We start from the raw sequence: 24,985 nt of genomic DNA, 5'->3' as shown, positions 1-24,985 counted from the left end.
TTTGATTGAAAAACAATAAGCGAATTTTGCAATGTTTTGCTACATTTTGTCAGTACAGAATATGATAAAACTACACGGTATAAACAATTTAGTTGGTTAAGATTTTGAATCTGCTTAGTTCATATCGAAAACAGAGCGTGTAAGATAGGAACACCCAAGGAAGTATTAAAAATTTATGAAACTTCAAACTATAGCTTGTGCAGTAGCGATCGCGACTGGCGGTTTATTCTTCACTCATACGATGAATGAAGCGAGAGCAGCAACCAATACTGCTGTGGTTTCTCAATCGATCCAGCCAACGCAAGAACAGGCTTTGGTGGCTCGCCAACTGGCAACTTTAGTTGATCGCCAACATTATTTGAATATGCGTCTGGATGCAACGACATCAAATCGTATTCTCGATATGTATTTAGATAGTCTTGATCCGGATCACTCTCTATTTTTAGACGCTGAAGTTCAAAATTATAAAAAACTATATGGTTCAAATTTTGGTGCTTCTTTAAAAGCAGGGAATTTGACTGGACCGTTTGCAATTCATCAGCAATATCGTGAACGCTTAAAACAATTTTATGAGTTCATGTTAGCTGAGCTGAAACAGCAGCAAAATTTAAAACAGCCAAATAGCTATATTGAAGTAGATCGCGAAAAAGCGCCGTATTTTAAAACGTCTGCTGAGCAACAAAATCACTGGCGTAAAATGTTGGTTTCACAGTTAATCAACTTAACGATTAGCCGTGAAGAAGAGCAGGCGAAACAAAAAGCGCTTAAAGAAAATCCTTCACTTGCTGATGGTCAAGATTTAACTGGCCCAGAAGATTTAACACCAGCTCAGACCTTAACTAAACGTTATACGCGTCAGCTTGAAAGAATTAGTCGTGTGAAAAGCGATGATGTGTTGGATAAAACATTGAACGCCATGTTGGCGACTTATGATCCACACAGTAACTATTACCCGCCAATCGATGCGATAGAATTGAATCGCCAAACCACCTTGCAACTAGAAGGTATTGGTGTATCGATTCGTCCAGAGCGTGGCAATGAAGATTACACCAAGATTGAAACCATTGTAGAAGGTGGTCCTGCAAGTAAGTCTGGTCAAGTGAAATCAGGAGATCGAATCGTTGGTGTCGCCCAAGAAGGCGAGAAAATGATTGATGTGGTTGGTTGGACAAGTTCTGAAATTGTTGGACTCATTCGTGGTAAGCGCGGAACTAAAGTTACGTTAAAACTTCTTGGTGCTGGCGCATCAATGAGTCAAGCACGTAATGTGACCTTAGTGCGTGATGTGATTCAAGAAGAAGATGCTGGTGTTCGTTCACGTACAGTTGAAGTGACACGCGATGGTAAAAAGCATGTGTTAGGCGTGATTGAAATTCCATCATTCTATTTTGACTATCGTTCACGTCGTGCGGGTCAACAATACCGTTCAGTTTCTGAAGATACTGCCAATGCTTTTGAAGCGTTAAAAGCGAAGAAAGTAGAAGGTATTATTATCGACTTGCGTAATGACCCTGGTGGTTCATTAGAAGAAGTTGCACGTATGCTGGGTCAAGTGATTAAGTCAGGTCCAGTGGTTCAAATTCGTGATGGCAATGGCAACGTAAGTGTTTTTGAAGACAACGATGGTGGTCAGCAAGTTTACACAGGTCCACTCGCTGTAATGGTGAACTTGGCATCTGCATCTGCAAGTGAGATTTACTCTGCTGCAATCCAAGACTATGAGCGCGGTATTATTATTGGTAGCACAACGACTGGTAAGGGTACAGCTCAGGTGCAACTTGATACTCTGGCATACGGTCAAGCGACTTTAACTCAGCGTAAGTTCTACCGTATTACAGGTGGTAGTACACAAAATAAAGGTGTAGTGCCAGACATTAAACTCGTCGATATCTATAACGAAGAGTTTGGTGAGCGTAAATCAAAGAATGCGTTGAAGTGGGACACAATTCCTACAGCACCATTTAAACGTGAAGGCTCTGTGCAACCTTATGTGGCCAAGTTGTCTCAATTCTCTGAACAACGTGTTGCTAATGATGCCCAGTTTAAATATCTAAATAAACGTACTGCGATTGCTAAAGTTACGAGCGACCAAAAACAAGTGGTGCTTGATATTGATAAACGCCGTGCTGAATTACTTGGTTTAGAGAAACAAACTTTAGATGCAGAAAATGAACGCCGTGCTGCAACGGGCCAAAAGCCTTTTGCAAACTGGGAAAGCTATCAAGCTTCATTAGATGCTCTAGCTGAATCTCGCGCTAAAATGAAAGCATCTCAACGCCCTGCATTACCAGAGGAAGAAACTTTTGTGACTGAAGCTGCAAACGTACTCATGGACTATGCAAAATTGCAAAATCGCTAAGTATTACTAGGTCTTAAGAGAAAAGCATGCTGTTATCAGTGTGCTTTTTTTATTTTTCATGTCAGTAAACTGTCACGCATTTATCATCAAAATGTCAAAAAAACTGCTTAATCTTTAAGCATGAAAATAAATACATTGATGGATGGCGCTATGCAAAGCTCATACGCGACAGCACTATTAAAACAACAGCAACTTCCTGAAAGCTTCCAATTCTTTTTTAAACAAAAGCAGCAACTATCTAATACGCATTCATTGCATGATTTGGTGCGCCCACGTTTAAAAATTGCGATTGTGACGGAAACTTGGCCACCTGAAATTAATGGTGTGGCACTTTCATTATTACAACTATGCCAAGGTTTACAAAAACAGGGGCATAAGATTTTACTGATTCGTCCAGAGCAAAAGGCAAAATGCCATGACTTTACGCCAGAGCAAGAATGCTTGGTAATGTCGCAGGCAATTCCAAAATATCCGACTTTACAATTTGGTTGGCCACAATATTTAAAAGTATCGAAAGCTTTTGAAAAGTTTGTACCGGATGTGGTTCACATTGTGACCGAAGGACCATTAGGTTTAACTGCGATGCAAGCTGCTAAGGCAAAAGCTATTCCGGTTTCTAGTGGCTTTCATTCGCCATTTCAAGATTTTAGTCGATTCTTCGATTTGGCTTTTTTAGTCAAACCGATTCAAAAATACCTATGCTGGTTTCATAACAATACTCAAGTGACTTGTGTACCAAGTAAAGATACACAAGAAGCATTACGCGGTTTTGGTATTACTTGCCCGCTGGTTGTTGTTGGGCGCGGTGTAGACACAACGAGATTTTCACCAAAGCACCGCTCTGAAAATTTACGAAAGCAATGGGATGCCGATGAGAATACTCGCGTTATGCTTTATGTAGGGCGTTTGTCTCCTGAAAAAGAAGTGCAAGTGCTCATTGATAGTTATGCGAGCCTACAAAGCATTCAGCCACATAAAACGAAATTGGTTATTGTGGGAGATGGCCCAGATTTTGCTCGTTTAAAGTCACTATCTGAAGCGAAGGGTGTTATCTTTACCGGAAGTCTGAGAGGTCAAGATTTGGCTGCTGCATATGCGAGTGCAGACGTATTCGTATTTGCGAGTCAAGTTGAAACGTTTGGTAACGTAGTTTTAGAGGCAATGGCAAGCGGTTTACCAGTTATAGCGTATGATTATGCATGTGCACATCAATACTTAACACATGGTGTGAATGGCTGGTTAAGCCCACTTGGACAAAAAAGCCACTTTATACAACAAATTTATCAGCTTCCTTCAGTACAACAACTTAGAGAAATGGGCGTGCAAGCCTGTCATAAAGTACAGCAAAGCGGTTGGCAACTTCCGGTTCAGCAATTGGAGCAGGCATTTTATCAGGTAGTGAAGGAGCCCTCGGTGGACTTCACCTAAGTATCCTAAAATAGGAGAATGACCATGAAATTTAAGAATGCAAAAATAAAAATACTCGATTTAGATTTAAGAGGCTGTTTATACCTTAACAATTTCTCTCACTCACAGCGTGTTGCCCTTTTCTTCAAAATCATCAGTCGTGTGGGTGACGGTCCATTTTGGTATCTAATGCTGGCAATCGTGTGGGGGATGCAAGGCATCACCTATAGCCTGCAAATCATCTACTTGTTATTAGGTGGTTCTGTTGGGACCGCGATCTATAAATTTTTAAAACATAAGACAACACGACCTCGTCCTTATCAAGTGCATCAGGTGATTGTGCTCGGTGAGAGACCACTTGATCATTTTAGCTTTCCATCTGGTCACACGCTTCATGCTGTGATGGTGACAATTGTGTTGGGTTATATCCAGCCCGCTTTGCTTGCGGCGATGTTTCCTTTCATGGTGCTTGTAGCATTGTCTCGTATGGTGCTTGGTCTTCATTACCCAAGTGATGTGATTGTCGGTGCACTTATTGGTGCGGCGGTCGCGAGTATGATTATCTTTATGGCTCCACTATTGAGCATCGCTTTATAAGTACTGGTAATTTTTATCAGCTTAAGCTATCGATTAGGTTTGTGGATTTGCTAAAGTACACAGTTCGTGATTTAGCAGATTAAACAGATAGGAGCCGCTATGGGCTTACGTTGGACAGATACGATTGATATTGCCATTGAATTGTCAGAAGCACATCCAGAAGTTGATCCGCAATGGATTCGTTTTACTGATTTACATGCATGGGTATGCGCATTACCAGACTTCAATGATGACCCAAATAAATCGACAGAAGGATTGCTAGAAGGGATTCAAATGGCCTGGATAGACGAAGTTCGCTAAAAACAGTAGAAAAAATCGCAACTTTTACACATTCAAAGCTGATTATTGCCTATGACATCGGTATAATGCGGCAAATTTTTTAATGTTTAAATTTTAAAATAAAGGAGCCACTCATGGCTATTGAACGTACTTTGTCTATCGTAAAACCTGATGCAGTTTCTAAAAACCACATCGGTGATATTTTTGCTCGTTTTGAAAAAGCGGGTTTAAAAATTGTTGCGACTAAAATGAAACACCTTTCTCAAGCTGATGCTGAAGGTTTCTATGCTGAGCATAAAGAACGTGGTTTCTTTGGTGACTTAGTTGCATTCATGACTTCTGGTCCAGTTGTAGTATCGGTTCTTGAAGGCGAAAATGCAGTTCTTGCACACCGTGAAATCTTAGGCGCTACAAACCCTAAAGAAGCTGCTCCTGGCACTATCCGTGCTGACTTTGCTGTAAGCATCGACGAAAACGCTGCTCACGGTTCTGACTCAGTTGCTTCTGCAGAGCGTGAAATTGCTTACTTCTTTGCTGACAACGAGATCTGCCCACGCACTCGTTAATCGAAAGCATTCAAACCAGATAAGTGGTATACTACTTATCTGGTTTTTTTATTCTCTCAAGAGAATATTGTTTGATTCTTGAACAATATCTTCAGTTTTTTGACATGGTTTAGGTAAATACACATGAGTTCTGCAGAGGTCGTTTCATCTGAAAATCTTGATGGACAGCAGCAATCTTCGTCCAAGCTGGTAATTCCTGCTGCCGAAAATAAAGTGAATTTACTCGGCATGTCTCGTACTGAATTAGAAAAATTCTTTGAAGATATTGGCGAGAAAAAGTTTCGTGCCGGTCAGGTCATGAAATGGATACATCAATACTTCATTACTGATTTTGCTGAAATGACCAATATTTCAGGGAAATTGCGTGCGAAGCTTGAACAGATTTGTGAAATCAAAGCTCCTGAAGTGGTTCACCGTCACTATTCAAAAGATGGTACACGTAAGTGGGTTTTTCGTGTGGGCGATGGTGCAGGTTCTTTAGTTGAAACTGTATTAATTCCTGCCGAAGATAAAACAGGCTTGCGTAAGACGTTGTGTATTTCGTCACAAGTCGGTTGTGCATTAGACTGCTCATTTTGTTCAACAGGCAAACAAGGTTTCCAACGTGATTTAACACCAGATGAAATCATTGGACAACTTTGGATGGCTAACTATTCTTATATGGAAGAAGTGCCCGTTGCCGAGCGCGAGCGTTCAGTGACTAATGTCGTGATGATGGGTATGGGTGAACCATTGCTCAACTATGATGCCGTATTAAGCTCAATGCAGATTATGCTTGATGACTTTGCTTATGGCATGTCTAAGCGTCGTGTGACTTTATCGACATCAGGTGTTGTACCTAAAATTGATCAACTTGCAAAAGACATTGATGTTGCTTTAGCAATTTCTTTACATGCGCCAAACGATGAATTACGTAACGAATTAGTGCCAATTAATAAAAAATATCCATTGGCTCAATTGATTGCAGCATGTCAGCGTTATATTGCCAAAGATGGTAATGAAAGTACGCGTAAACATGTGACTATTGAATATGTGATGTTAGAGGGTGTAAATGATCAGCCTGAACATGCACAGCAAATGATTAAATTATTAAAAAACCTACCAAGTAAAATTAATTTAATTCCATTTAACCCATTCCCGCATGCACCATATGGTCGCTCAAGCCGAAATCGAATTATCTCGTTCCAAAAAACTTTGTCTGATGCTGGATTTGTGTGTACGATTCGTCAAACACGTGGTGATGATATTGATGCTGCATGTGGACAGTTAGTCGGTCAAGTGGCCGATAGAACTCGTCGTGCTGAACAGTGGCAGAAGAAAGTCACACAGCGTCAAGAGATTTTGCGTACACAGGGATAAAATTGAGGGCAGGCTTTGAGTACTCCAAAGTTAAAAACGGTATTATGGATGGGGATTGCAGTTGCATTTCTGGTAAGTGGTTGCCAGACAACGCATGTGCAAAAGAAAGACCCAGAAAAAGCGGTAAAAGTGCGTACACAACTTGCTGCTGAACATATCCGTTCGGGTGACTTGGATTCAGCAAAGCGAGCTCTTGATCAAGCTTTAAGTGTAGATAGCCGCGATGCGACGGCAAACATGATGATGGGCATTTTACTACAGCAAGAAGGTAGTAAGCCGAACTTAGAAAAAGCAGAACATTACTTTAAACGAGCAATTTCATCTGAACCAGATAATGCTCAAGCACATAATAACTATGGTACGTACTTGTATCAAATGGAACGCTATAATGATGCGATCGAGCAATTTCGTATTGCTGGTACAACATTAGGTTATGACCAACGCTATCAGGCGTTAGAAAATCTAGGGCGTATTTATTTAAAATTGGGTGATGTTGCGAATGCTGAAAAAACATTCAAACAAGCACTCCTTGCTAACCGTGACTCTTATATTTCAATGTTAGAGTTAGCGGAAATTTTTTATTTGCAGCAGCAGATTCCGGCTGCTACACAAATGTATGAGCAATATGTTCATACAGTGGGGCAGAAAAATCAGGGTGCAAGAGCACTTTGGATTGGTGTAAGAGTGGCTCGAGCCAATGCGGATAAAATGGGAATGCAAGTGTTAGTAAACCAGTTACGTGCTTTGTTCCCGGAAAGTCCAGAATATCAACGTTATTTGCAATTACAGTATAGTACTGAGGCCGTATGGAAATAAATCCTAATTCACAGCAGCCAACTGGCTCAAGCTTACCGACTTCTGCTTTAGGAAATATTCAACGTCCTGGTGAGTATTTACGTCAAATTCGAGTTGCTCAGAATAAAGAGTTAGGGCAAGTTTCTTCAGATTTAAACATGCCGGTTAAGACTCTAACTGCTTTAGAGCAAGATGATTACAAGTCATTGCCAGAAGCAACTTTTATTAAGGGTTATTACCGTTCATATGCAAAATATTTAAATACAGATGCGACGGCAATTATTCAGCGCTTTGATGAAATTTATGCAAATGATACCGGGCTTTTACCAAACCATGCCTTAAACAACTCACCGATTAAAATCATGGGTAAACTCCCTGGTTCTAATAGTGACCGTAATAAGAAATGGTTGAAGCGTGCACTTCTTGCAATCGTGGTTATTGCTGTTGTGTCATTGATTGTCATGGGTATTCAAAAATGGACTTCTAAGAAAGAAGATGCGGATTTACCTAAAGTAAATCAATCTAGTGTTGAAGTTTTACCTATGAAAGGAAATGCCACCTCAACAGTGGGTGATCAATTGGTGCTAAACTTTAACCGTCCAACGTCTGTTCATATTGTTGATGCAACAGGTAAAGTTTTGGCGACAGGCCGTCAGTCATCAACTTTAAACTTAAATGGCGAGTCTCCATTTCAGATTCGTCTTGATGATGCAACTGCGGTGTCATTAAGTTTAAACCAAGAACAGATTTCATTGTCTCCATATACGGTAAACGGTAAAGCTGAATTCCGTTTATCCCGCTAATACCATGAGTTGAGCGATACAATGATAGAGAACCCAATTAAACGTCGACCAACACGCAAAATTCGTGTTGGGTCGGTGTATGTCGGTGGCGATGCACCTATTAGTGTGCAAAGTATGACAAACACTGAAACTTGCGATGTTGATGCAACCGTTGCTCAGATTGAGCGTTGCGTTGATGCAGGTGCTGATATTATGCGTGTTTCGGTCCCATCTATGGAGGCTGCTGAGGCATTTGGCGCAATTCGTAAGCGCGTTTCAGTACCATTAGTTGCTGATATTCATTTTGACCATAGAATTGCCTTAGCAGTTGCAGATTATGGCGCAGACTGTTTGCGTATTAATCCGGGTAATATCGGGTCAGACCAGAAAGTTCGTGAGGTCGTTGCTGCGGCACGTCATCATGGTATTTCAATGCGTATTGGTGTGAATGCGGGTTCTCTAGAAAAAGATTTACAGAAAAAATATGGCGAGCCTACTGGGCAAGCACTTCTTGAATCAGCTTTACGTCACATTGATATTTTAGACCGCCTTGATTTTCATGAGTTTAAAGTTAGCGTAAAAGCCTCAAATGTGTTTTTAACCATGGATGCTTACCGCTTGCTTTCTCAGCAAATTGATAATCCATTACACCTTGGCGTTACCGAAGCGGGTATTTACCGTACGGGTACTGTGAAATCAGCGATTGCCCTTGGCGGATTATTGATGGAAGGTATTGGCGATACAATGCGTATTTCGCTTGCTGCCGAACCGGAAGATGAAATCAAGATTGGTTTTGATATCTTAAAATCGCTTGGTCTACGCTCTAACGGCATTAACTTTATTGCTTGTCCGAGTTGTTCTCGCCAAGAGTTTAATGTTATTCAAGTGATGCAAGCTTTGGAAGAACGTCTAGAAGATATTCGTACTCCAATGGATGTGTCAGTGATTGGTTGTAAGGTAAATGGCCCGGGTGAAGCAAAAGAAGCTGATATCGGGGTTGTTGGGGCTGCGCCTCGCTCACTGGTTTATCGTAATGGTGAGAAAAGCCATTTAATCGATACCGATCAATTGGTTGATGAAATCGAAACAATGGTTCGTCAACGTGTCCAAGAGCTTGAAGAAGCTAAATCTAAAGAAATTATTCGTAGTTCATCATGAGTTCAATTGTCGCAATCAAAGGTTTTAATGACGTCTTGCCAACGCAAACAGTAGCGTGGAGACGTCTTGAGCAACATTTAGCATCGTTAATGGATGCTTATGGTTATCAACAAATTCGTTTACCGATCGTTGAGCAAACGGGCTTGTTTAAACGTGCTATTGGTGATGCCACCGATATTGTTGAAAAAGAAATGTATACCTTTTTCGATAAAGGCAATCCACCAGAGTCATTAACTTTACGTCCGGAAGGTACAGCTGGTTGTGTTCGTGCGTTGGTTGAACATAATTTGTTGCGCGGCGCTACGCCACGTGTGTGGTATATGGGACCTATGTTCCGTTATGAAAAACCACAAAAAGGGCGTTACCGTCAGTTCCACCAGTTTGGTGTAGAAACTTTTGGCGTTGCGACTCCTGACATTGATGCTGAATTGATTATGTTGACAGCTCGCTTATGGAAACGTATGGGCGTTGCTGATAAGGTTCAGCTTGAGTTGAATACTTTAGGTGAAACTGATGAGCGTACAGAGTATCGCAATGCATTAGTTGCGTTCTTAAACGAACATAAAGATGCGTTAGATGAAGATTCTCAGCGTCGCCTAACAACAAATCCATTACGCATTTTAGATTCTAAAATTGAATCTACCCAGAAAATTCTGGAAAATGCGCCGAAATTGCATGATTTCTTAAAAGAAGATAGTTTGGATCATTTTAAGCAGTTACAAGATTATTTGACTGCTGCTGGCATCCAGTTTGTAATTAACCAGAAGTTGGTACGTGGTCTGGACTATTACAACAAGACTGTTTTTGAATGGACGACTACAGCACTCGGTTCGCAAGGCACAGTATGTGCTGGTGGACGCTACGATGGTTTAGTTGGTCAATTAAAAGGTAAGCCAGATCAATCTGTACCAGCTGTTGGTTTCGCGATGGGTATGGAGCGTCTATTGCTTCTGCTTGAGCAAGTTGAACAAGCTGAAGTTATTCGCGATTGTGAAGTCTTTTTGGTTGCAGAACCTGCTTATCAAACAAATGTTTTGATTTTAGCGGAACAATTACGTGACCAGTTAGAAGCTGCAAATAGCAGTATTCGAATCAAAACAGGTTCACAAGGCAGCATGAAAAGCCAGATGAAAAAAGCTGATCAGGCTGGAGCAATCTTTGCTTTGATTTTAGGGGAACGAGAGTGGGAAGCGCAGCAGTTTGCTATTAAAGAGTTAGCAACAGCTGAACAGTCACAAGTCGCAATTGCTGACCTCGTACCATTTTTAATCCAAAAATTTACAAAATAAACTGAACATCTGGAAAAGGACAATCACATGAGCTTAAGTGATGAAGAACAATTCGACAGCTTAAAGTCGTTCGCCAAAAAATATGGTTCTGCCATGATTAGCGGAATTCTCATTGCGTTGATTGCCTTTTTTGGGTGGACATACTGGCAAAAAAAGAATCTGGCAACTAGTCAGGTAGAAACTGCAAAAGTACAGCAGTTAATGGATGAAGCAAATGCGAGTGCCGATAATCCGAATGCTTTAAGTTCAGTAACTGCATCAGCAGATAAAATTGTAAAAGATGATATCGACTCTGTTCAGGCCATACAGACTCAGTTTGTATTAGCAAAATTAGCCTATGAAAAACAGGATTATGCTGCTGCCGAAAAAGCCTTAAAGAAAGTTGAAAATTCAAAAGTTAAAGATGAAGGTTTGATTCAAGTTGTAAAATTGCGTTTAGCAGATGCACAATTGGCGCAAAACAAATATGATGAAGCACTAAAAACTCTGTCTGGTAACGTCGATCCTGCATTTAAAGCAACGGTAGAAGAGTTACGTGGCGATATCTTTGTTGCTAAGAAAGATGTTGATTCTGCTAAAAAAGCGTATCAGGCAGCTTGGAATTCGTTACTAGAACGTAAACAAGAGCGACAAATTTTACAAATTAAACTCGAAAGTGTTGGCGTTTTAGTTGAAGATCCACAGATTGAGCGCCCAATTTTGGAAACACAGGTGGAAGAGTCTTAATGAATCAGAAATTCAAACTGCCTTTGGCAATTGCAATCGCATCGGCTGTACTGGTGGGATGTTCTAGTAATAAAGTAAAAGAAGTTAAACCAAATCCTCTACCGAAATTGACCGAGTCGAAAAAGACCTTAACGCCAGTGTTTTCGCGTAGTGTTTCTTCTACTGATAAAGCTGATCCATTACGTTTGCAACTTGATGCAAACGATGGTGTGGTTTTCACTCTTGATCCAAAAGGTGAAGTAGCTGCATATCGTGGTAAACAACGCATTTGGGAAAAGAAAGTCAGCAAATTAGGCTTGAGCTCTGGTGTTGAAGCTGCTGAAGGAATTGTTGTTGTTGGTAACAGTAAAGGTCAACTCTTTGCACTAGATCAGGCAACAGGCGAACAGAAGTGGACTGCACAGTTATCTGGCGCATTGTTAAGCCCGTCATTGGTTCAATCTGGACGTGTTATTACTATTGCGAATGATGGTACTGTATTTGCTCATGATGCTACTTCAGGCCAACAAGTTTGGGCTTATAAGTTACCGAATGTTCAATTTAGTTTGCGTGGGCAGGCATCACCAGTGAGCCTTGACCCTCGTACTGTATTAATTGCTTCTGCGAATGCATATGTTTATGCAATTGATACCATTAGTGGTATTCCACGTTTCCAACGTCGTGTTGCGGTAAGTGAAGGTCGTTCTGATATTCAACGTTTAATTGATATCGATGGTGATCCTACTGTAGCTGGACAGTTTATGGTAACGACCAGTTTCCAAGGTCAAGTGACTGTAACCGATCTTGCTTCTCAACGTGTCGTTTGGAGTGAAGATTCGAGCAGTACTAAACGTCCAGAAGTTTATGACAATAAAGTATTTGTCTCTTCAACAGATGGTAAGTTAACAGCTTACGATTTAGCGTCTGGTGAAAAAATCTGGGAAAATGATAGTTTGTTAAACCGTCATTTAAGTAATCCAGTTGTGCTGGGACAAGATCTTGTTGTAGGTGATTTAGATGGCGTATTACATCTTGTTGAACCAACAACAGGTAAGTTAATTGGTCGTTCAAAAACAAGTGGTGAAGTTAATACATTACGTGTTATCGAGAATCAACTTTATGTTTCGACCCGAAAAGGCGATTTAAGTATTTGGCAGAATCGTTAATTTCGTTCGCTTGTGCTAAAATAAGCGCTTAACAAATTATGCTGTTAAAAATATCGGGGTGTTTGAATTAAATCAGTTCAAAGCCCCGTCTTTTATTATGGTCATCTCTGACCTTAAAATATATCTCCTGTACTGTTTTTAATGCTCATGCCATGAGATATGGCTGGTCTTGAATTAAGGTTATTGTATGAAACCCGTTATTGCGCTCATTGGTCGTCCGAATGTCGGAAAATCAACGTTATTTAACCAGATTACCAAGAGTCGTGATGCACTTGTAGCCGACTTCGCGGGCCTGACTCGTGACCGTAAATATGGTGATGCGACTTATCAGAATAAGTCTTTCATTGTCGTTGATACTGGCGGTATTGGTGAAAATGAGGGCGGTATTGATAACTACATGGCCGAGCAGTCAAAAACAGCAATCAATGAAGCAGATATCATTATTTTTGTGGTTGATGCTCGTGCTGGTTTATTGGCTTCAGATGAGCAAATTGCCCGTGAACTACGTACTTTGGGCAAGAAAATTTATCTTGTTGCGAACAAGGTGGATGGCGTTCATGCAGAAGCGGCTTTGGTTGAATTCTACAAGCTTGGTATGGGGGAACCTTTACAAGTTGCTGCCAGCCATGGTCGTGGCGTGCAGCAAATGCTTGAAGATGTTCTTGAGAATGTTCCTGAAGACGAAAGTGAAGAAGAACATGACAAAGCAACAGGTTTACGTTTAGCTATTATTGGTCGTCCAAATGTTGGTAAATCTACCTTGGTCAATCGATTACTTGGCGAAGATCGTGTAGTAGCATTTGACCAACCTGGTACAACCCGTGATTCGATTTATATTCCTTTTGAACGTGATGGTCGTCAATACACATTAATTGACACAGCTGGTGTGCGTCGTAAGGGTAAAGTAGAAGAAATGATTGAGAAATTCTCAATTGTGAAAACGCTACAAGCAATTAAAGATGCACATGTGGTTGTTGTAGTTCTCGATGCTCGTGAAGGGGTTGTTGAGCAAGATTTGCATTTAATTGGTTATGCGCTTGAAGCTGGGCGTGCCATGATGATCGCCATTAATAAATGGGATAACATGACCGAATATGATCGCAAACAATGTAAATTGGATGTTGATCGTCGTTTTGACTTTATTCCATGGGCGAAAGTACACCTTATTTCTGCATTGCATGGTACGGGTGTAGGGGATATGTACCCAACTATTCACCGTGCTTATGACTCATCGCATTTAAAAGTTTCACCTGCGAAATTAACCCAAATTTTGAATGATGCTACAGATGCACATCAACCGCCAATGGTGAGTGGAAAACGTATTAAAATGCGTTACGCGCATATGGGTGGACAAAACCCACCAACGATTGTGATCCATGGTAATAAGGTTGATAAGACTCCTGCGGATTATCGTCGTTACTTAGAAAACGTGTTCCGTAAAGTATATAAACTTGAAGGTACACCAGTTCGTATTGACTTTAAAACTTCTGAAAACCCGTTTGAAGGTCGTAAGAGTCAAATTGATGAACGTACTGCTGCGCGTCGTCGTCGCTACATTCAGAAATTTAAAAAAGCAGAGAAAAAATTTAATCGTTAAGCTTTTTAACGTTCAAAAACCCAAAGTTTTCTTTGGGTTTTTTATTGCAAATAAATGAGCACGTGCCAAAAGTTATGAAAAAGTGTGAGTAATAAACGTAATTTTTTGTAAATTTTATAACGAATGCTATAATCAGCATCTTTATAAAATAATTTATATTTCGACAGAATAACGCGGCTTAGGGTTCATTTTTTAGCATGGTAACATTACATCTTGCTCAGCTTATATTTACACATGCTCAGCCCTCCTATGCAGCTCTCGACTGCATCCCCGCGATGCAGCGTAGACGGTTATCACCCTTAGCTAAACTTGCTTTAAATAGTGCGATCGGTGCATTAGATGGTAATAAAGCCGATTATATTGTTTGGGTGTCAAAATATGGTGATGAGGCCAAAACTTTAAATATCTTAAAAGATGTTTTAAATGACCAAACTCCATCACCTACACAATTTTCAACGTCTGTTCATAATGCAATTTCCGGGCTTTATTCTATTTTATGTCAGGATGATACTCCCTCTACAAGCTTAAGCTGTTCATGGACTGAAAGTTTGATTGAGGTGTATGCACTTTTAAAGTCAATGACTGATATCAAGCGAGTCTTAGTCGTTGCTTATGATGAGCCATTACCTAATATTTATGCTGAGGCAGTCGATTTTTCTGCCTATGCAATGGCTACCGTCGTTACTCTAGAGCAACCTAATTTACAAATTACTGCGTGGATGCATACAGATGAAGCAGATGGTCCTGCTTTTGCTCATTTTTGGCAGGATGCTGACCAGTTAACATCTGCATTTGGGTGGAACAAATGCTAAATCTTAAAAACCTCAAGCAAAAAAGTAATTATTGCTGGCGTGTGGCTGCTACTGGTTTTAGTTTTGCCAGTTTTGGACTGGGTGGTATGGCAATTGCCTCAGTGATTGCACCAGTACTAAATGCGACAACCTCTGACTCTGAAAAGCGTCAGCAGCGTGCACAAAATGTGATTAAACATAGTTTTAAAGGCTTTACCGAAATGATGGTCAAACTTGGCATCATGACTTATTCGGTAGAAGGCTTGGAAAAGCTACAAAATAGTCGTCAAGAGTTGGTGATTGCCAATCATCCGACTTTGATTGATGTTGTAGTACTAATTGGTATGATGCAGCAGGCTAATTGTGTTGTGAAGCAGTCTCTTTGGTCGAACCCATTTACCAAAGGACCCGTACAAAGCGCAGGCTATATTTTAAATGCAGGTTCTCAGCAGTTTGTTGAAGACTGTGTAAAGCGTCTAAAAGAAAACAATGCGGCTTCTCTTTTAATTTTTCCGGAAGGAACGCGCACTGAAAAAGGGATGACCCTAAATGAGTTTCAGCGAGGCGCAGCCAATATTGCCATTCGCGCAAATGTACCAATTCGTCCAGTAGTTATTACCTGCACACCATCCACATTAACCAAGAATGAAAAATGGTATCACGTACCATCTCAACCATTTCATATCGAGGTCAAGGTTTTAGATGCGGTACAGGTATCAGATTTGTTAGACGATTTAACAGTAGGACCTAAACAAGTTCGTCAGTTAAGTCGTAGTTTTTATAAAATTTTTGATGAAGAGTTATCTTGAAATGAGCAATCTTGCTGATGAACTAAAGCAAATGATTATTGATGTTTTGGCACTTGAAGATATCACTATTGCGGATATTGATACAGAAGCGCCACTATTTGGAGAAGGTTTAGGATTAGACTCGATTGATGCACTTGAGTTGGGACTAGCTTTGAAAAAGCGTTACAACATTCATTTAAATGCAGAGTCGGATGAAACCAAACAGCATTTTAAATCAATCCAGAGTTTGGTTGCTTTAGTTGAAGCACAACAGAAGTCATAAGGAGCGTGATGATGTTATCTCAAGAGCAAGTATTAACTAAACTCCGTGAATGGATGGAAGATTTGTTTGAAATTGAACCAGAGTCTGTTCAACTCGATTCGAATCTTTATTCAGACCTTGATGTCGATAGTATTGATGCGGTTGATTTAGTTGTAAAAATTAAAGAGTTAACAGGTAAGCAAGTAAAGCCTGAAGACTTTAAAAATGTGAGAACCGTACTGGATGTTGTGACGGTTATTCAGAACATGACTGCTGAATGAAGTTTATTCTTAAAGGGATAATAACAGCACTTTTTGTGCTGTATCCCTTTATTGTGGGTTGGAGTTTGACACACGGTCAATTCATTTGGGTAAGTCTATTACTCATCGGGTTGGGTGTCGTCAGACTTTTTGGTAAAGGTAACTCTTTATTATGGCCTTTAACCGGTTTTGCTATTGTTTGTGGCAGTCTGAGCTTATTGTCACATAATCATGCGTGGTTAAAGTTATATCCAGTTGGTATGAGTTTAGGCGCATTAATTATTTTTTCGCTGACACTCATCAAGCCGCCGTCTATGATTGAGCGCTTTGCCCGACTCGTTGAACCTGATTTACCTGATTCTGGGGTGCAGTGGACCAGACAGGTGACTAAAGTTTGGTGTGTTTTCTTTTTTTGTAATGCACTGATTGCGTTAAGCACTGTGCTTTTTACCTCAACTCAGGTTTGGGTCATTTATAATGGCTTTATTTCTTATGTGCTGATGGGCATTTTGTTCCTTGGTGAATTTATTTTGCGTAAGCGACATCAGCGTTTACATTCTTCAAATCATTAATTAAAAACTATGTATTGCCATTTTCAGAAATTCATCGATTCAGCTCAGCCACTTTGTATAGACGGTGCTCTGCACTCGACCAGTTTTAATTACTTTTGGCAGGATGTGGCCTTACAAGCTGCTGCAATTGCTCAAATGGAAAATCTAACTTGGGCTTTATGGGAAGCAGATAGCTATGAATTTCTGGTTTTATTCTTTGCTGCTTTGCTAGCGAAAAAACAAGTACTTTTACCACCAAATCGAGTACGTGAACTAGAACAAGATTTTGCAGCACAGCAGATTTATTTTTTAAAGCGCCAAAATACTGAAAAAGTTGTTCCTTCATCTTTAACCTTAGACGATGCTTTTTTAGAGCAGGCGCAACTCTATTTTTATACATCAGGTTCAACTGGTGAACCTAAAAAAATTCCAAGGACACTCAAACAATTACTCAACGAAGTTCAAGGGTTAAGTCAAAGCTTTAGTTTTGATGAACATGCAATCGCGATTGCAACGGTTAGTCATCAACATATTTATGGATTACTGTTTAAATTACTGCTACCACTTGCTACTGGTCGAAGTTTTTATGTGCCTCAAATGGCATTCCCAGAAGATGTGGTACAAGCTCAAAAACAATTAGAAACGTTGGGATTAAGCAATTATTTGATCTCAAGTCCTGCATTATTAAAACGTTGGACAACCGATGTCGTTTTGCAACACTGTCAAATGGTGTTTAGTTCTGGTGGCAAGCTAGAAAGTGGTATTCGCCCTTTCTTAAATCGTCCGATTGTTGAAGTTTTGGGAAGTTCGGAAACTGGTGGTATTGCCCATCGTGCTAAAGATGAAGATGCTTGGACTGCATTTAGTAATGTGGCTATTCGTATAGAAGAACAGCAGCTCATGGTTAAGAGTAATCACGCCTATGAAGATGATTGGATTAGCACAGGTGATGGCGCTGCATGGACCGATGCAACATGTCAGACCTTTAAGTTGATGGGGCGTACAGATCGAATTGTAAAACTTGAAGAAAAGCGCTTGAGTCTAGATGCGATTGAGCAAAGTATTCAGGCTCTAGATGTCGTAAAACACTGTCATGTGTTGGTACTTGAGCATGAGCAACGTCAAATATTGGGTTGTATTGTTGTTCTGACAGAACAAGCTCGTGAGCAGTTACAACAGCAAGGTAAGGCAGCTTTTGTCAGCCATTTAAAACAACAATTAAAAGACAGCTTGGAAACGATAGCGATTCCTCGTCAATGGCGCTTCCTAAGCCAGTTACCACAAAATACTCAGTCCAAACTCAATAAAAACTATTTGAAAACTCTATTTAAGCCTATGTTACAACCCGTGGTGCTGTCACATTCTCAAAATTCAGATGACTACATTTGGGAGTTGGAATTTCCACCCGAGTTAGCTTGTTTTAAAGGGCATTTCCCAACACAACCAATTTATCCTGGGGTTGGGCAAATAGGTTTTTTACAACATTTTGCTAAATCAATTTGGTCTGATTTGAGCTGGTGTCAGGGATATGAGCAGTTAAAATTTCAAAACCTGATTCGTCCGTATGCCGTGGTACAACTCAAGCTTGCTCGAAAAGATCACAAGGTGAGTTTTGAACTACGCGATTCAGAACAGATTCTGGCTTCAGGGCGACTATTATTTGCTTTGCAAACAGAAGTAGAGGATTAAAAATGCAGTCCAATTACGGCTTTGTTGTTCCAGTTTATAATCATCCACATTATTTAGCAGATTTGATTTCTTATCTGGACAGTTTTGATCTACCGATTGTGTTGGTCAATGATGGTAGTGATGATGCTTGTAGCCAAATCTTAAAAGCATTGGCAGAGCAATATTCTCAAATTCACTTAATTGAACATGAGGTGAATAAGGGTAAGGGACAAGCCGTAATGACTGGTTTACGTGCAGCCTATGAGCTTGGTTTAAGCCATGCATTACAACTCGATTCAGATGGTCAACACTGCTGGGATGACATTCCAAAATTTATCGAGCAGTCTCGGCAACATCCAGATGCAATGGTGATTGGTCAGCCATACTTTGATGCCTCTATTCCTAAAAAGCGCTTATATGGCCGTTACATCACCCATTTTTGGGTCTGGTTAAACAGTTTGTCTTTTGAAATTAAAGACAGCATGTGTGGGTTTCGCGTATATCCGCTCGAGAGCACGATAAGGGTTTTAAATAGTGCTAAGTTCCAGCCACGTATGGGTTTTGATAGTGAAATTTTAGTACGTTTAAAATGGGAAAATACCCCTTTTATTAATGTACCAACACCTGTGGTTTATCCAGAGCAGGGAATTTCTCATTTTCATGCTTGGCGAGATAACTTAGGGCTAAGCAAAGCGCATGCAACTTTGTTTATGGGCATGCTGATTCGCTTACCGAAGCTGTTAAAGCAAAAGCTACAAGGTTAATTATGACAGATTCAGCTTCACCAAAATGGAACGACATTAAAGAGCGAGGCGGTATGTTGCCCCTTATGCTGATGTTGTGGTTTTACCGTTTTGGTGGACGTTGGTTATGCAAGTTGGTGATGTACTTTGTCATTATGTGGTACTGGTTATTTGCTGCCACAGCAAGACAGGCTTCCTTGCTTTATTTACAAAAACTGCATCATTTTGCTGGATCACAGTCGCCGTTTAACCACCAACCAAATTGGACAAACAGCTATACGCATTTCATGCAATTTGGGGAATGTATTTTAGATAAGATTGAGGGCTGGTTAGGTAATATTCCCGAGCAGGAATTGCAAGTTTTTGGGCACGAAAACTTCTCTCAGCATTATCAAAAAGGTGCTCTGATTATTGTCTCTCACTTTGGCAACATTGAGTTGCTTCGCGCCATTAAGTCAGAGCATCCGCAGAAAATTAATGTGCTGGTTTACCAAAAGCACGCGACAAAATTTAATGAGTTTTTGAAAAAAATAAATGATAAGGCAGATGTGTGTCTTTTATCAGTTGATGAGCTGGGTATTGAAACTGCAATGTTGCTGCAAGACAAAATGCAGCAAGGCGAGTGGGTTATTGTGGCGGCAGATCGAGTACCTGTGCAGTCAGATCGTGTACAGCATGTTGATTTTTTAGGGGAGTCAGCAGCTTTCCCACAAGGTGCATGGATTTTAGCAAATTTACTCAAAGTGCCTGTTATTGCGGTGTTTTGCTATCGAGTACAGCAGCAGTTTCAAGTGCATATTCACTCAATTGCTGAGCAGGTGAGTTTGCCTCGTGTTCACCGTATTGAAAGTATGCAAACCATCACTAAAACGTACGTTGCCGTACTAGAACAGCATTGTCTACGTGCTCCTTATCAATGGTTTAATTTTTATAATTTTTGGACGAAATAACATGCGTGTGTTAACCGTAGGTGAACAACCACTGAGTATTGAAGATGTCGTTTCTGTAGCCAGAGGCGAATGTCAGGTTGCTTTACCAGAAACGTCTGAGTGGCGTGAACTAATTCAAAAAGGTGCTGATTTTCTCGATCAGCTCCTTGAAGAAGAAGGGGTTATCTACGGTGTGACCACGGGTTATGGTGACTCATGTTTGGTTGAAGTGCCATTACATCAGGTGAATGAACTACCGCTGCATCTTTCACGCTTTCATGGTTGTGGTTTAGGTGAAAATTTAGATGTCATCACTGCACGTGCAGTAGTCGTGACACGTTTATGTTCATTGGCTCGCGGTTATTCAGGCGTGTCGATCGCTTTGCTGGAACGCTTAGTTTGGTTGCTGAATGAAAATGTAATTCCAGTCATTCCATCTGAAGGTTCAGTCGGGGCAAGTGGTGACTTAACACCGTTGTCCTATATTGCGGGAACTTTAGTCGGTGAGCGTGATGTCTATGTCGATGGGCAAATTGTTCCTGTTGCTCAAGTCTATACTGAAAAAAATATGCTGCCTTTAACGCTCAGACCTAAAGAAGGTTTGGCGCTCATGAACGGCACAGCGGTGATGACGGCGATTGCTTGTTTGAACTATAAAAAAGCAGAGCAAATTGCACTTGCAAGTACTTTAATTACTGCTCTAAATGTATTGGCATTAGAAGGTAATCCTAGTCATTTTGATGAAGTACTGTTTGCACAAAAACCGCATCCGGGACAGCAGCAAATTGCCAAGCAATTACGTGACTGGCTGAACAGTGATGTACAAACAGCGCATCAAAGTCCACGCTTGCAAGATCGTTATTCGCTTCGTTGTGCACCGCATATTATTGGTGTTTTTGAAGACTCAAAAGTATGGTTACGTCAGTTCATTGAAAATGAGCTGAATTCAAGTAACGACAATCCATTGATTGATCCAGTAGGGATGCGTGTATTGCATGGCGGTCATTTTTACGGTGGACATATTGCACAAGCAATGGACAGCTTAAAAATTATGATTGCCAATATTGCTGACTTGATGGATAGACAGATTGCACAGTTGGTTGACCATAAAATGAATCATGGCTTACCACGTAATTTAACGGGTGCAACAGCAGAGCGTTTGCCGCTGAATCATGGTTTTAAAGCGGTCCAAATCGGAGTGTCGGCGTGGACGGCTGAAGCCTTAAAAAACACTTTGGCAGCTTCAATTTTTTCACGTTCAACCGAATGTCATAACCAAGACAAAGTTAGCATGGGAACCATTGCTGCGCGTGATGCGAGCCGCGTAATTACCTTAACACAGCAAGTCATTGCAGCTCTTTGCTGCGCCAGTGTGCAGGCGATTCATCTGAAAGGTTTAACCACACAGTTAAGTCCAACATTGCAGGCATTTATGCAATGGACCTTACAAAGCTTTGCATTTGTCGAAGAAGACCGACCATTACAAACCGAATTACAACAGATTGTTGATCGTTTAGACCAACTTGAATTGTTTAATCAACCAGAATTTATGGGATAAGGTGAGCCAATGCATGCAGATGTAATCATTGAAATTCCATTTCATGATGTCGATACCATGAATGTGGTTTGGCATGGACACTATTTAAAATATTTTGAGATTGCGCGCTGTAAATTGCTCGATCAATTTCATTACAACTATATGCAGATGAAAGAATCAGGCTATGCATGGCCTGTGATTGAAAGCCATGTTCGCTATGCATACGGTATTGAGTTTGAACAAAAGATCCGGGTTCGAGCCATTTTAAAAGAATGGGAAAACCGTTTGAAAATTGACTATTTGATTTTTGATGCTGAGTCAGGAAAACGTTTAACCAAGGGTTATACCACACAGGTAGCAGTGAATATTGAAGCCCGTGAAATGTGTTTTCAATCGCCACAGGTTTTGTTTGATCGCTTGAATGCATGGTCTGAGTTTCAACCGAAGAGGAATGCGTGATGTCTCAATTCATCAAAACTTTAGGTTTAGGTGCTGCTGTTTGGATGAGCAGTTTAAGTGCGGTCTATGCAGCGCCAACACAGATCACTCAAATTTTTCAGCAATTGTCACAGTCTCCTACGGTTCGTGCTGATTTCGAACAGCAAAAAAAATTGCCATCGTTGAATAAAACTTTTGTATCCAACGGCTCTTTGTTGTTCTCAAAATCTTATGGTGTAGCGTGGCAAATTAAACGACCTGTGCAAGCAGATTTGATTGTTACCCCAACCAAATTGGTACAGAAAACTCAGCGTACATTTAGCCAAATACAAGTTGATCAATCGCCATATAGTTCGGTCGCGACTTTATTTTTACAACTCATGTCTGGTAATGAACAGGCTTTGGCAAAGAATTTTAATGTAGTAAGTGCGAATTATAGTCCAGCGGGTTGGAGCATGAGCTTAACTCCGAAAAGTAGCTTGTTTAAAAAGTTATTTGTGCGTGTTGATGCTCAAGGACAACAGTACGTCAACCAAATCGTGATTACCGAGAAAGCGAATAATTTAACGACCATTCGCTTTAGTCACCAGACTTCTCAACCGACGACTCTAACGGCTGCTGAGCATGCGATTTTCCAACTGGCAAAATAAGTTCACAGCGCTTTGGTTAATTGCTCTGCTACTGATCGCGGTGGGGCTTGGCGTGACATGGCTGAATAAAGATATTCATATTCAAACCAATATTTTTGCGTTATTGCCTAAAGTTCAGCAAGACCCAGAACTTGCACGTACTCAGCAGTACATGAATGAGCAACTCAACAATAAAGTATTTGTGGTGGTAGATGCCAAAGATGAAGCTACGATACAACAAGCGACTCATTTCTTAACAGTACAGGCCAAGCAAAGCCAGTTGTGGCAACCACTCAAACCACAACTTGATTTTGATCAATTTGCAAAACAGTTGTATCAACATCGAGCAGGATTGTTGAGTGCTCAAGATCAAGCCTTATTGAAAAAAAAGGATTATGCTGCGCTGACTGAACAAAGTTTGATGCAGATGATGAGTCCAGGCATGCCTGTCACTGCTGAATCACTTAAGCAAGACCCGCTATTATTGTTCCCTCGTTATGCCATGCACTTGGCAACGCCATCACAACAAGATATTGAAATGGAGCAGGGTTTTGCCACAATTCATCATGAGCAAGGTATCTCTCGGCTTTTCGTATTACAGTTGACGCAAAGCCCATACAATATTGATTACCAAGAACAGACCTCTACTTGGATTGAGCAAACTAAGCAAAAGTTAGCTGCAATGGGATTAAAATCTCATTGGACTGGAACTATTTTATTTTCAAATTTTGGGACGCAATCGGCTAAACAGGAAATCTCAACCATTGGTGTTGGCTCGACACTGGGCTTAATTTTTCTGGTTTGGTTCGGCTTTCGCTCACTGCGGCCTTTGGCGACCGAGTTTATTGCAGTTTCGACTGGAAGCTTTGTGGCGTTTGCGGTCACACATTGGGTGTTTGGCGAAATTCACCTGATGACATTGGTTTTTGGTGCAAGTCTGATTGGTGTCTGTGTCGACTTTTCATTTTATTTTATGGCGATGCAATCGCAGCATAGAAAGCTTGGTGGTTTTCAAATTCTAAAACCGCTATTACCAAGTTTGTTTATGGGTTTAATGACCACATTGGTTGCTTACATCTTTTTGAGTTTTACTCCGTTTCCTGGGTTTAAGCAGATTGCAGTCTTTTCAATTGTAGGATTAACTGCGGCGTGGATCAGCAGTGTACTGCTATTACCAAGATTACCTGCACTCAATGCCCAACCAGCAATAAAAGCACTGTCGTGGATTGGACAAGCACGGTTATGGTTTCAACAGCGTGCCAAAATTCGTTATGGCTTGATTGCAGTCATTTTAGCAGTAGGTACGGCGAGTCTTTTCTATCTTAAAAGTAACGATGATATTCGTAACTTACAAGGTATGGACGCGAGCTTAAAACAGCAAGACCAAGCGGTTCGTGAGCAATTTGGCCAGCAACAAAGTAGTGATTATTTTGTGGTGCGTGCAGCATCGGCAAATGAAATGCAGCAACAAGAGCAGCGACTGATTGGACATTTGCAACAGTTACAGTCACAAGGGAAAATCAGTGCATTTCAAGCTTTGGGACAATGGATTCCACCATTGGCAGAGCAGCAAAATAATCTACAATTATTAAGAAATATTCCAAAAGCGACTTTGCAGCAATATGCACAAAGCATGGGGCTAAATGTTAATGATATTTTACAGTGGCAACAGCAACTGGCAACACAACCGTTATTAGATTTTTCTGTATTTAAAGATCACCCTTTAGCTTTTTTACAGCCTCAAGCCAATGAACGATTAGTGATGGTGACAGGGGCAAAACAGCCTGAAGTGTTAAAGCAGCTTCAGAATGAGCATATACATTTTCAGCAACCGATTACCGAAATGTCGCAAATGTTTGCTGAACATCGAGTACAGGCTCAACATCTTCTGATTTACGCCTTAATTGGTCTGGCAGTTGGTTTGGCGCTTATTTATGGATTAAGTTCGATTGTGCCTTTGGTCTTGCCAGTCAGCTTGGCATTACTGAGCACTTTTGCTATTCAGGCATGGTTAGGTGTCGAGATTAACCTGTTTAGTATTATGGCAACTTTCCTGATTATTGGGATTGGTGTCGACTATGCAATTTTCTACCGACATGGACATGATCACCCTCAAGTAGTTGGAATGGCATTATTTTTATGTATGATGTCGACCTTACTTGGCTTTGGATTACTTTCATTTAGCCATACTTATGCAATTCATTGTTTTGGTTTAACGGTTTTATTCGGGGTTATTTTCTCATTTATCTATGCGACTTTGTTAACCCCCGCAGATGAAAAACATATTGTAAATTTACAAGACCATTCATAATTTGAATAAATTAAAAAGG

General features: G+C 40.6%; 25 protein-coding genes. All 25 read left to right on the top strand.

Translation table 11 applies throughout. From position 1 onward, the window contains the following. Window positions 1-175 precede the first annotated feature (175 nt). The 25 genes from AC1PJP_RS11735 to AC1PJP_RS11615 all read left to right on the top strand — a co-directional run bounded on the left by AC1PJP_RS11735 (window position 176) and on the right by AC1PJP_RS11615 (window position 24,966). The gene (locus AC1PJP_RS11735) at window positions 176-2,359 is read left to right on the top strand and encodes a carboxy terminal-processing peptidase (protein WP_004794726.1); all 2,184 of its coding nucleotides are present in this window, start codon (window positions 176-178) and stop codon (window positions 2,357-2,359) included. A 138-nt stretch (window positions 2,360-2,497) separates the two neighbouring features. Continuing rightward, window positions 2,498-3,787: a glycosyltransferase family 4 protein gene (locus AC1PJP_RS11730; RefSeq protein WP_479767052.1), complete on the top strand. Its 1,290-nt coding sequence runs from the start codon at window positions 2,498-2,500 to the stop codon at window positions 3,785-3,787. Between the two features lie 24 nt (window positions 3,788-3,811). Beyond that, on the top strand, window positions 3,812-4,363 hold the full coding sequence (locus AC1PJP_RS11725) for a phosphatase PAP2 family protein (RefSeq protein WP_479767014.1): 552 nt from the start codon (window positions 3,812-3,814) through the stop codon (window positions 4,361-4,363). A 99-nt stretch (window positions 4,364-4,462) separates the two neighbouring features. Next, window positions 4,463-4,663, top strand: coding sequence for a Fe-S cluster assembly protein IscX (gene iscX / locus AC1PJP_RS11720; protein ID WP_003654869.1), 201 nt, complete (start codon window positions 4,463-4,465; stop codon window positions 4,661-4,663). A gap of 113 nt (window positions 4,664-4,776) precedes the next feature. Further along, window positions 4,777-5,208, top strand: a complete 432-nt coding sequence (gene ndk, locus AC1PJP_RS11715) for a nucleoside-diphosphate kinase (protein ID WP_003654870.1) — start codon at window positions 4,777-4,779, stop codon at window positions 5,206-5,208. A 123-nt stretch (window positions 5,209-5,331) separates the two neighbouring features. After that, the gene (gene rlmN / locus AC1PJP_RS11710; RefSeq protein ID WP_005302240.1) at window positions 5,332-6,567 is read left to right on the top strand and encodes a dual-specificity RNA methyltransferase RlmN; all 1,236 of its coding nucleotides are present in this window, start codon (window positions 5,332-5,334) and stop codon (window positions 6,565-6,567) included. Window positions 6,568-6,582: 15 nt separating this feature from the next. Next, on the top strand, window positions 6,583-7,383 hold the full coding sequence (gene pilW, locus AC1PJP_RS11705) for a type IV pilus biogenesis/stability protein PilW (protein ID WP_005302242.1): 801 nt from the start codon (window positions 6,583-6,585) through the stop codon (window positions 7,381-7,383). Then, window positions 7,374-8,165, top strand: coding sequence for a helix-turn-helix domain-containing protein (locus AC1PJP_RS11700; RefSeq protein ID WP_005302244.1), 792 nt, complete (start codon window positions 7,374-7,376; stop codon window positions 8,163-8,165). The genes pilW and AC1PJP_RS11700 overlap by 10 nt, the downstream gene beginning before the upstream one ends. Before the next feature lie 21 nt (window positions 8,166-8,186). Next, window positions 8,187-9,302 (top strand): flavodoxin-dependent (E)-4-hydroxy-3-methylbut-2-enyl-diphosphate synthase, encoded by a 1,116-nt coding sequence (gene ispG, locus AC1PJP_RS11695; protein ID WP_004698760.1) that lies wholly within the window; start codon window positions 8,187-8,189, stop codon window positions 9,300-9,302. Further along, window positions 9,299-10,591: a histidine--tRNA ligase gene (hisS, locus tag AC1PJP_RS11690; RefSeq protein ID WP_479767013.1), complete on the top strand. Its 1,293-nt coding sequence runs from the start codon at window positions 9,299-9,301 to the stop codon at window positions 10,589-10,591. The genes ispG and hisS overlap by 4 nt, the downstream gene beginning before the upstream one ends. A gap of 27 nt (window positions 10,592-10,618) precedes the next feature. Next, window positions 10,619-11,317, top strand: a complete 699-nt coding sequence (locus tag AC1PJP_RS11685; protein WP_004794712.1) for a YfgM family protein — start codon at window positions 10,619-10,621, stop codon at window positions 11,315-11,317. After that, window positions 11,317-12,462 carry an outer membrane protein assembly factor BamB gene (bamB, locus tag AC1PJP_RS11680; protein ID WP_049837905.1) on the top strand — a complete coding sequence of 382 codons (1,146 nt, stop codon included), beginning with the start codon at window positions 11,317-11,319 and terminating at the stop codon, window positions 12,460-12,462. The genes AC1PJP_RS11685 and bamB overlap by 1 nt, the downstream gene beginning before the upstream one ends. Window positions 12,463-12,649: 187 nt before the next feature. Then, window positions 12,650-14,059, top strand: a complete 1,410-nt coding sequence (gene der, locus AC1PJP_RS11675; protein ID WP_004794708.1) for a ribosome biogenesis GTPase Der — start codon at window positions 12,650-12,652, stop codon at window positions 14,057-14,059. A gap of 197 nt (window positions 14,060-14,256) precedes the next feature. Continuing rightward, on the top strand, window positions 14,257-14,871 hold the full coding sequence (locus AC1PJP_RS11670; RefSeq protein ID WP_479767012.1) for a beta-ketoacyl synthase chain length factor: 615 nt from the start codon (window positions 14,257-14,259) through the stop codon (window positions 14,869-14,871). Then, entirely contained in the window at window positions 14,856-15,659 is an 804-nt protein-coding gene (locus AC1PJP_RS11665; RefSeq protein ID WP_151767329.1) for a lysophospholipid acyltransferase family protein, read from the top strand. Before AC1PJP_RS11670 ends, AC1PJP_RS11665 begins: the two co-directional genes overlap by 16 nt. Before the next feature lies 1 nt (window position 15,660). Further along, window positions 15,661-15,921, top strand: coding sequence for a phosphopantetheine-binding protein (locus AC1PJP_RS11660; RefSeq protein WP_000067033.1), 261 nt, complete (start codon window positions 15,661-15,663; stop codon window positions 15,919-15,921). Window positions 15,922-15,926: 5 nt separating this feature from the next. After that, on the top strand, window positions 15,927-16,181 hold the full coding sequence (locus AC1PJP_RS11655) for an acyl carrier protein (RefSeq protein ID WP_080649511.1): 255 nt from the start codon (window positions 15,927-15,929) through the stop codon (window positions 16,179-16,181). Then, the gene (locus tag AC1PJP_RS11650; RefSeq protein WP_004794699.1) at window positions 16,178-16,732 is read left to right on the top strand and encodes a COG4648 family protein; all 555 of its coding nucleotides are present in this window, start codon (window positions 16,178-16,180) and stop codon (window positions 16,730-16,732) included. Before AC1PJP_RS11655 ends, AC1PJP_RS11650 begins: the two co-directional genes overlap by 4 nt. Window positions 16,733-16,741: 9 nt before the next feature. Continuing rightward, window positions 16,742-18,400, top strand: a complete 1,659-nt coding sequence (locus tag AC1PJP_RS11645; RefSeq protein ID WP_416669551.1) for an ApeI family dehydratase — start codon at window positions 16,742-16,744, stop codon at window positions 18,398-18,400. 2 nt (window positions 18,401-18,402) lie between these two features. Beyond that, the gene (locus AC1PJP_RS11640; protein WP_416669553.1) at window positions 18,403-19,143 is read left to right on the top strand and encodes a glycosyltransferase family 2 protein; all 741 of its coding nucleotides are present in this window, start codon (window positions 18,403-18,405) and stop codon (window positions 19,141-19,143) included. Between the two features lie 2 nt (window positions 19,144-19,145). Continuing rightward, window positions 19,146-20,072, top strand: coding sequence for an LpxL/LpxP family acyltransferase (locus AC1PJP_RS11635; protein WP_416669555.1), 927 nt, complete (start codon window positions 19,146-19,148; stop codon window positions 20,070-20,072). Between the two features lies 1 nt (window position 20,073). After that, window positions 20,074-21,609: an HAL/PAL/TAL family ammonia-lyase gene (locus AC1PJP_RS11630; protein ID WP_479767011.1), complete on the top strand. Its 1,536-nt coding sequence runs from the start codon at window positions 20,074-20,076 to the stop codon at window positions 21,607-21,609. 9 nt (window positions 21,610-21,618) lie between these two features. Next, entirely contained in the window at window positions 21,619-22,047 is a 429-nt protein-coding gene (locus AC1PJP_RS11625) for an acyl-CoA thioesterase (RefSeq protein WP_000542808.1), read from the top strand. Beyond that, complete coding sequence (locus tag AC1PJP_RS11620) at window positions 22,047-22,676, top strand: LolA family protein (RefSeq protein WP_004794688.1); 630 nt, start codon at window positions 22,047-22,049, stop codon at window positions 22,674-22,676. Before AC1PJP_RS11625 ends, AC1PJP_RS11620 begins: the two co-directional genes overlap by 1 nt. After that, the gene (locus AC1PJP_RS11615; protein WP_479767010.1) at window positions 22,651-24,966 is read left to right on the top strand and encodes an MMPL family transporter; all 2,316 of its coding nucleotides are present in this window, start codon (window positions 22,651-22,653) and stop codon (window positions 24,964-24,966) included. Before AC1PJP_RS11620 ends, AC1PJP_RS11615 begins: the two co-directional genes overlap by 26 nt. Window positions 24,967-24,985 lie beyond the last annotated feature (19 nt).

This window comes from Acinetobacter sp. V116_7 (assembly GCF_056735735.1).
The sequence above is the reverse complement of the archived record's forward strand: the minus strand, read 5'-3'. Positions and strand labels throughout refer to the sequence as shown.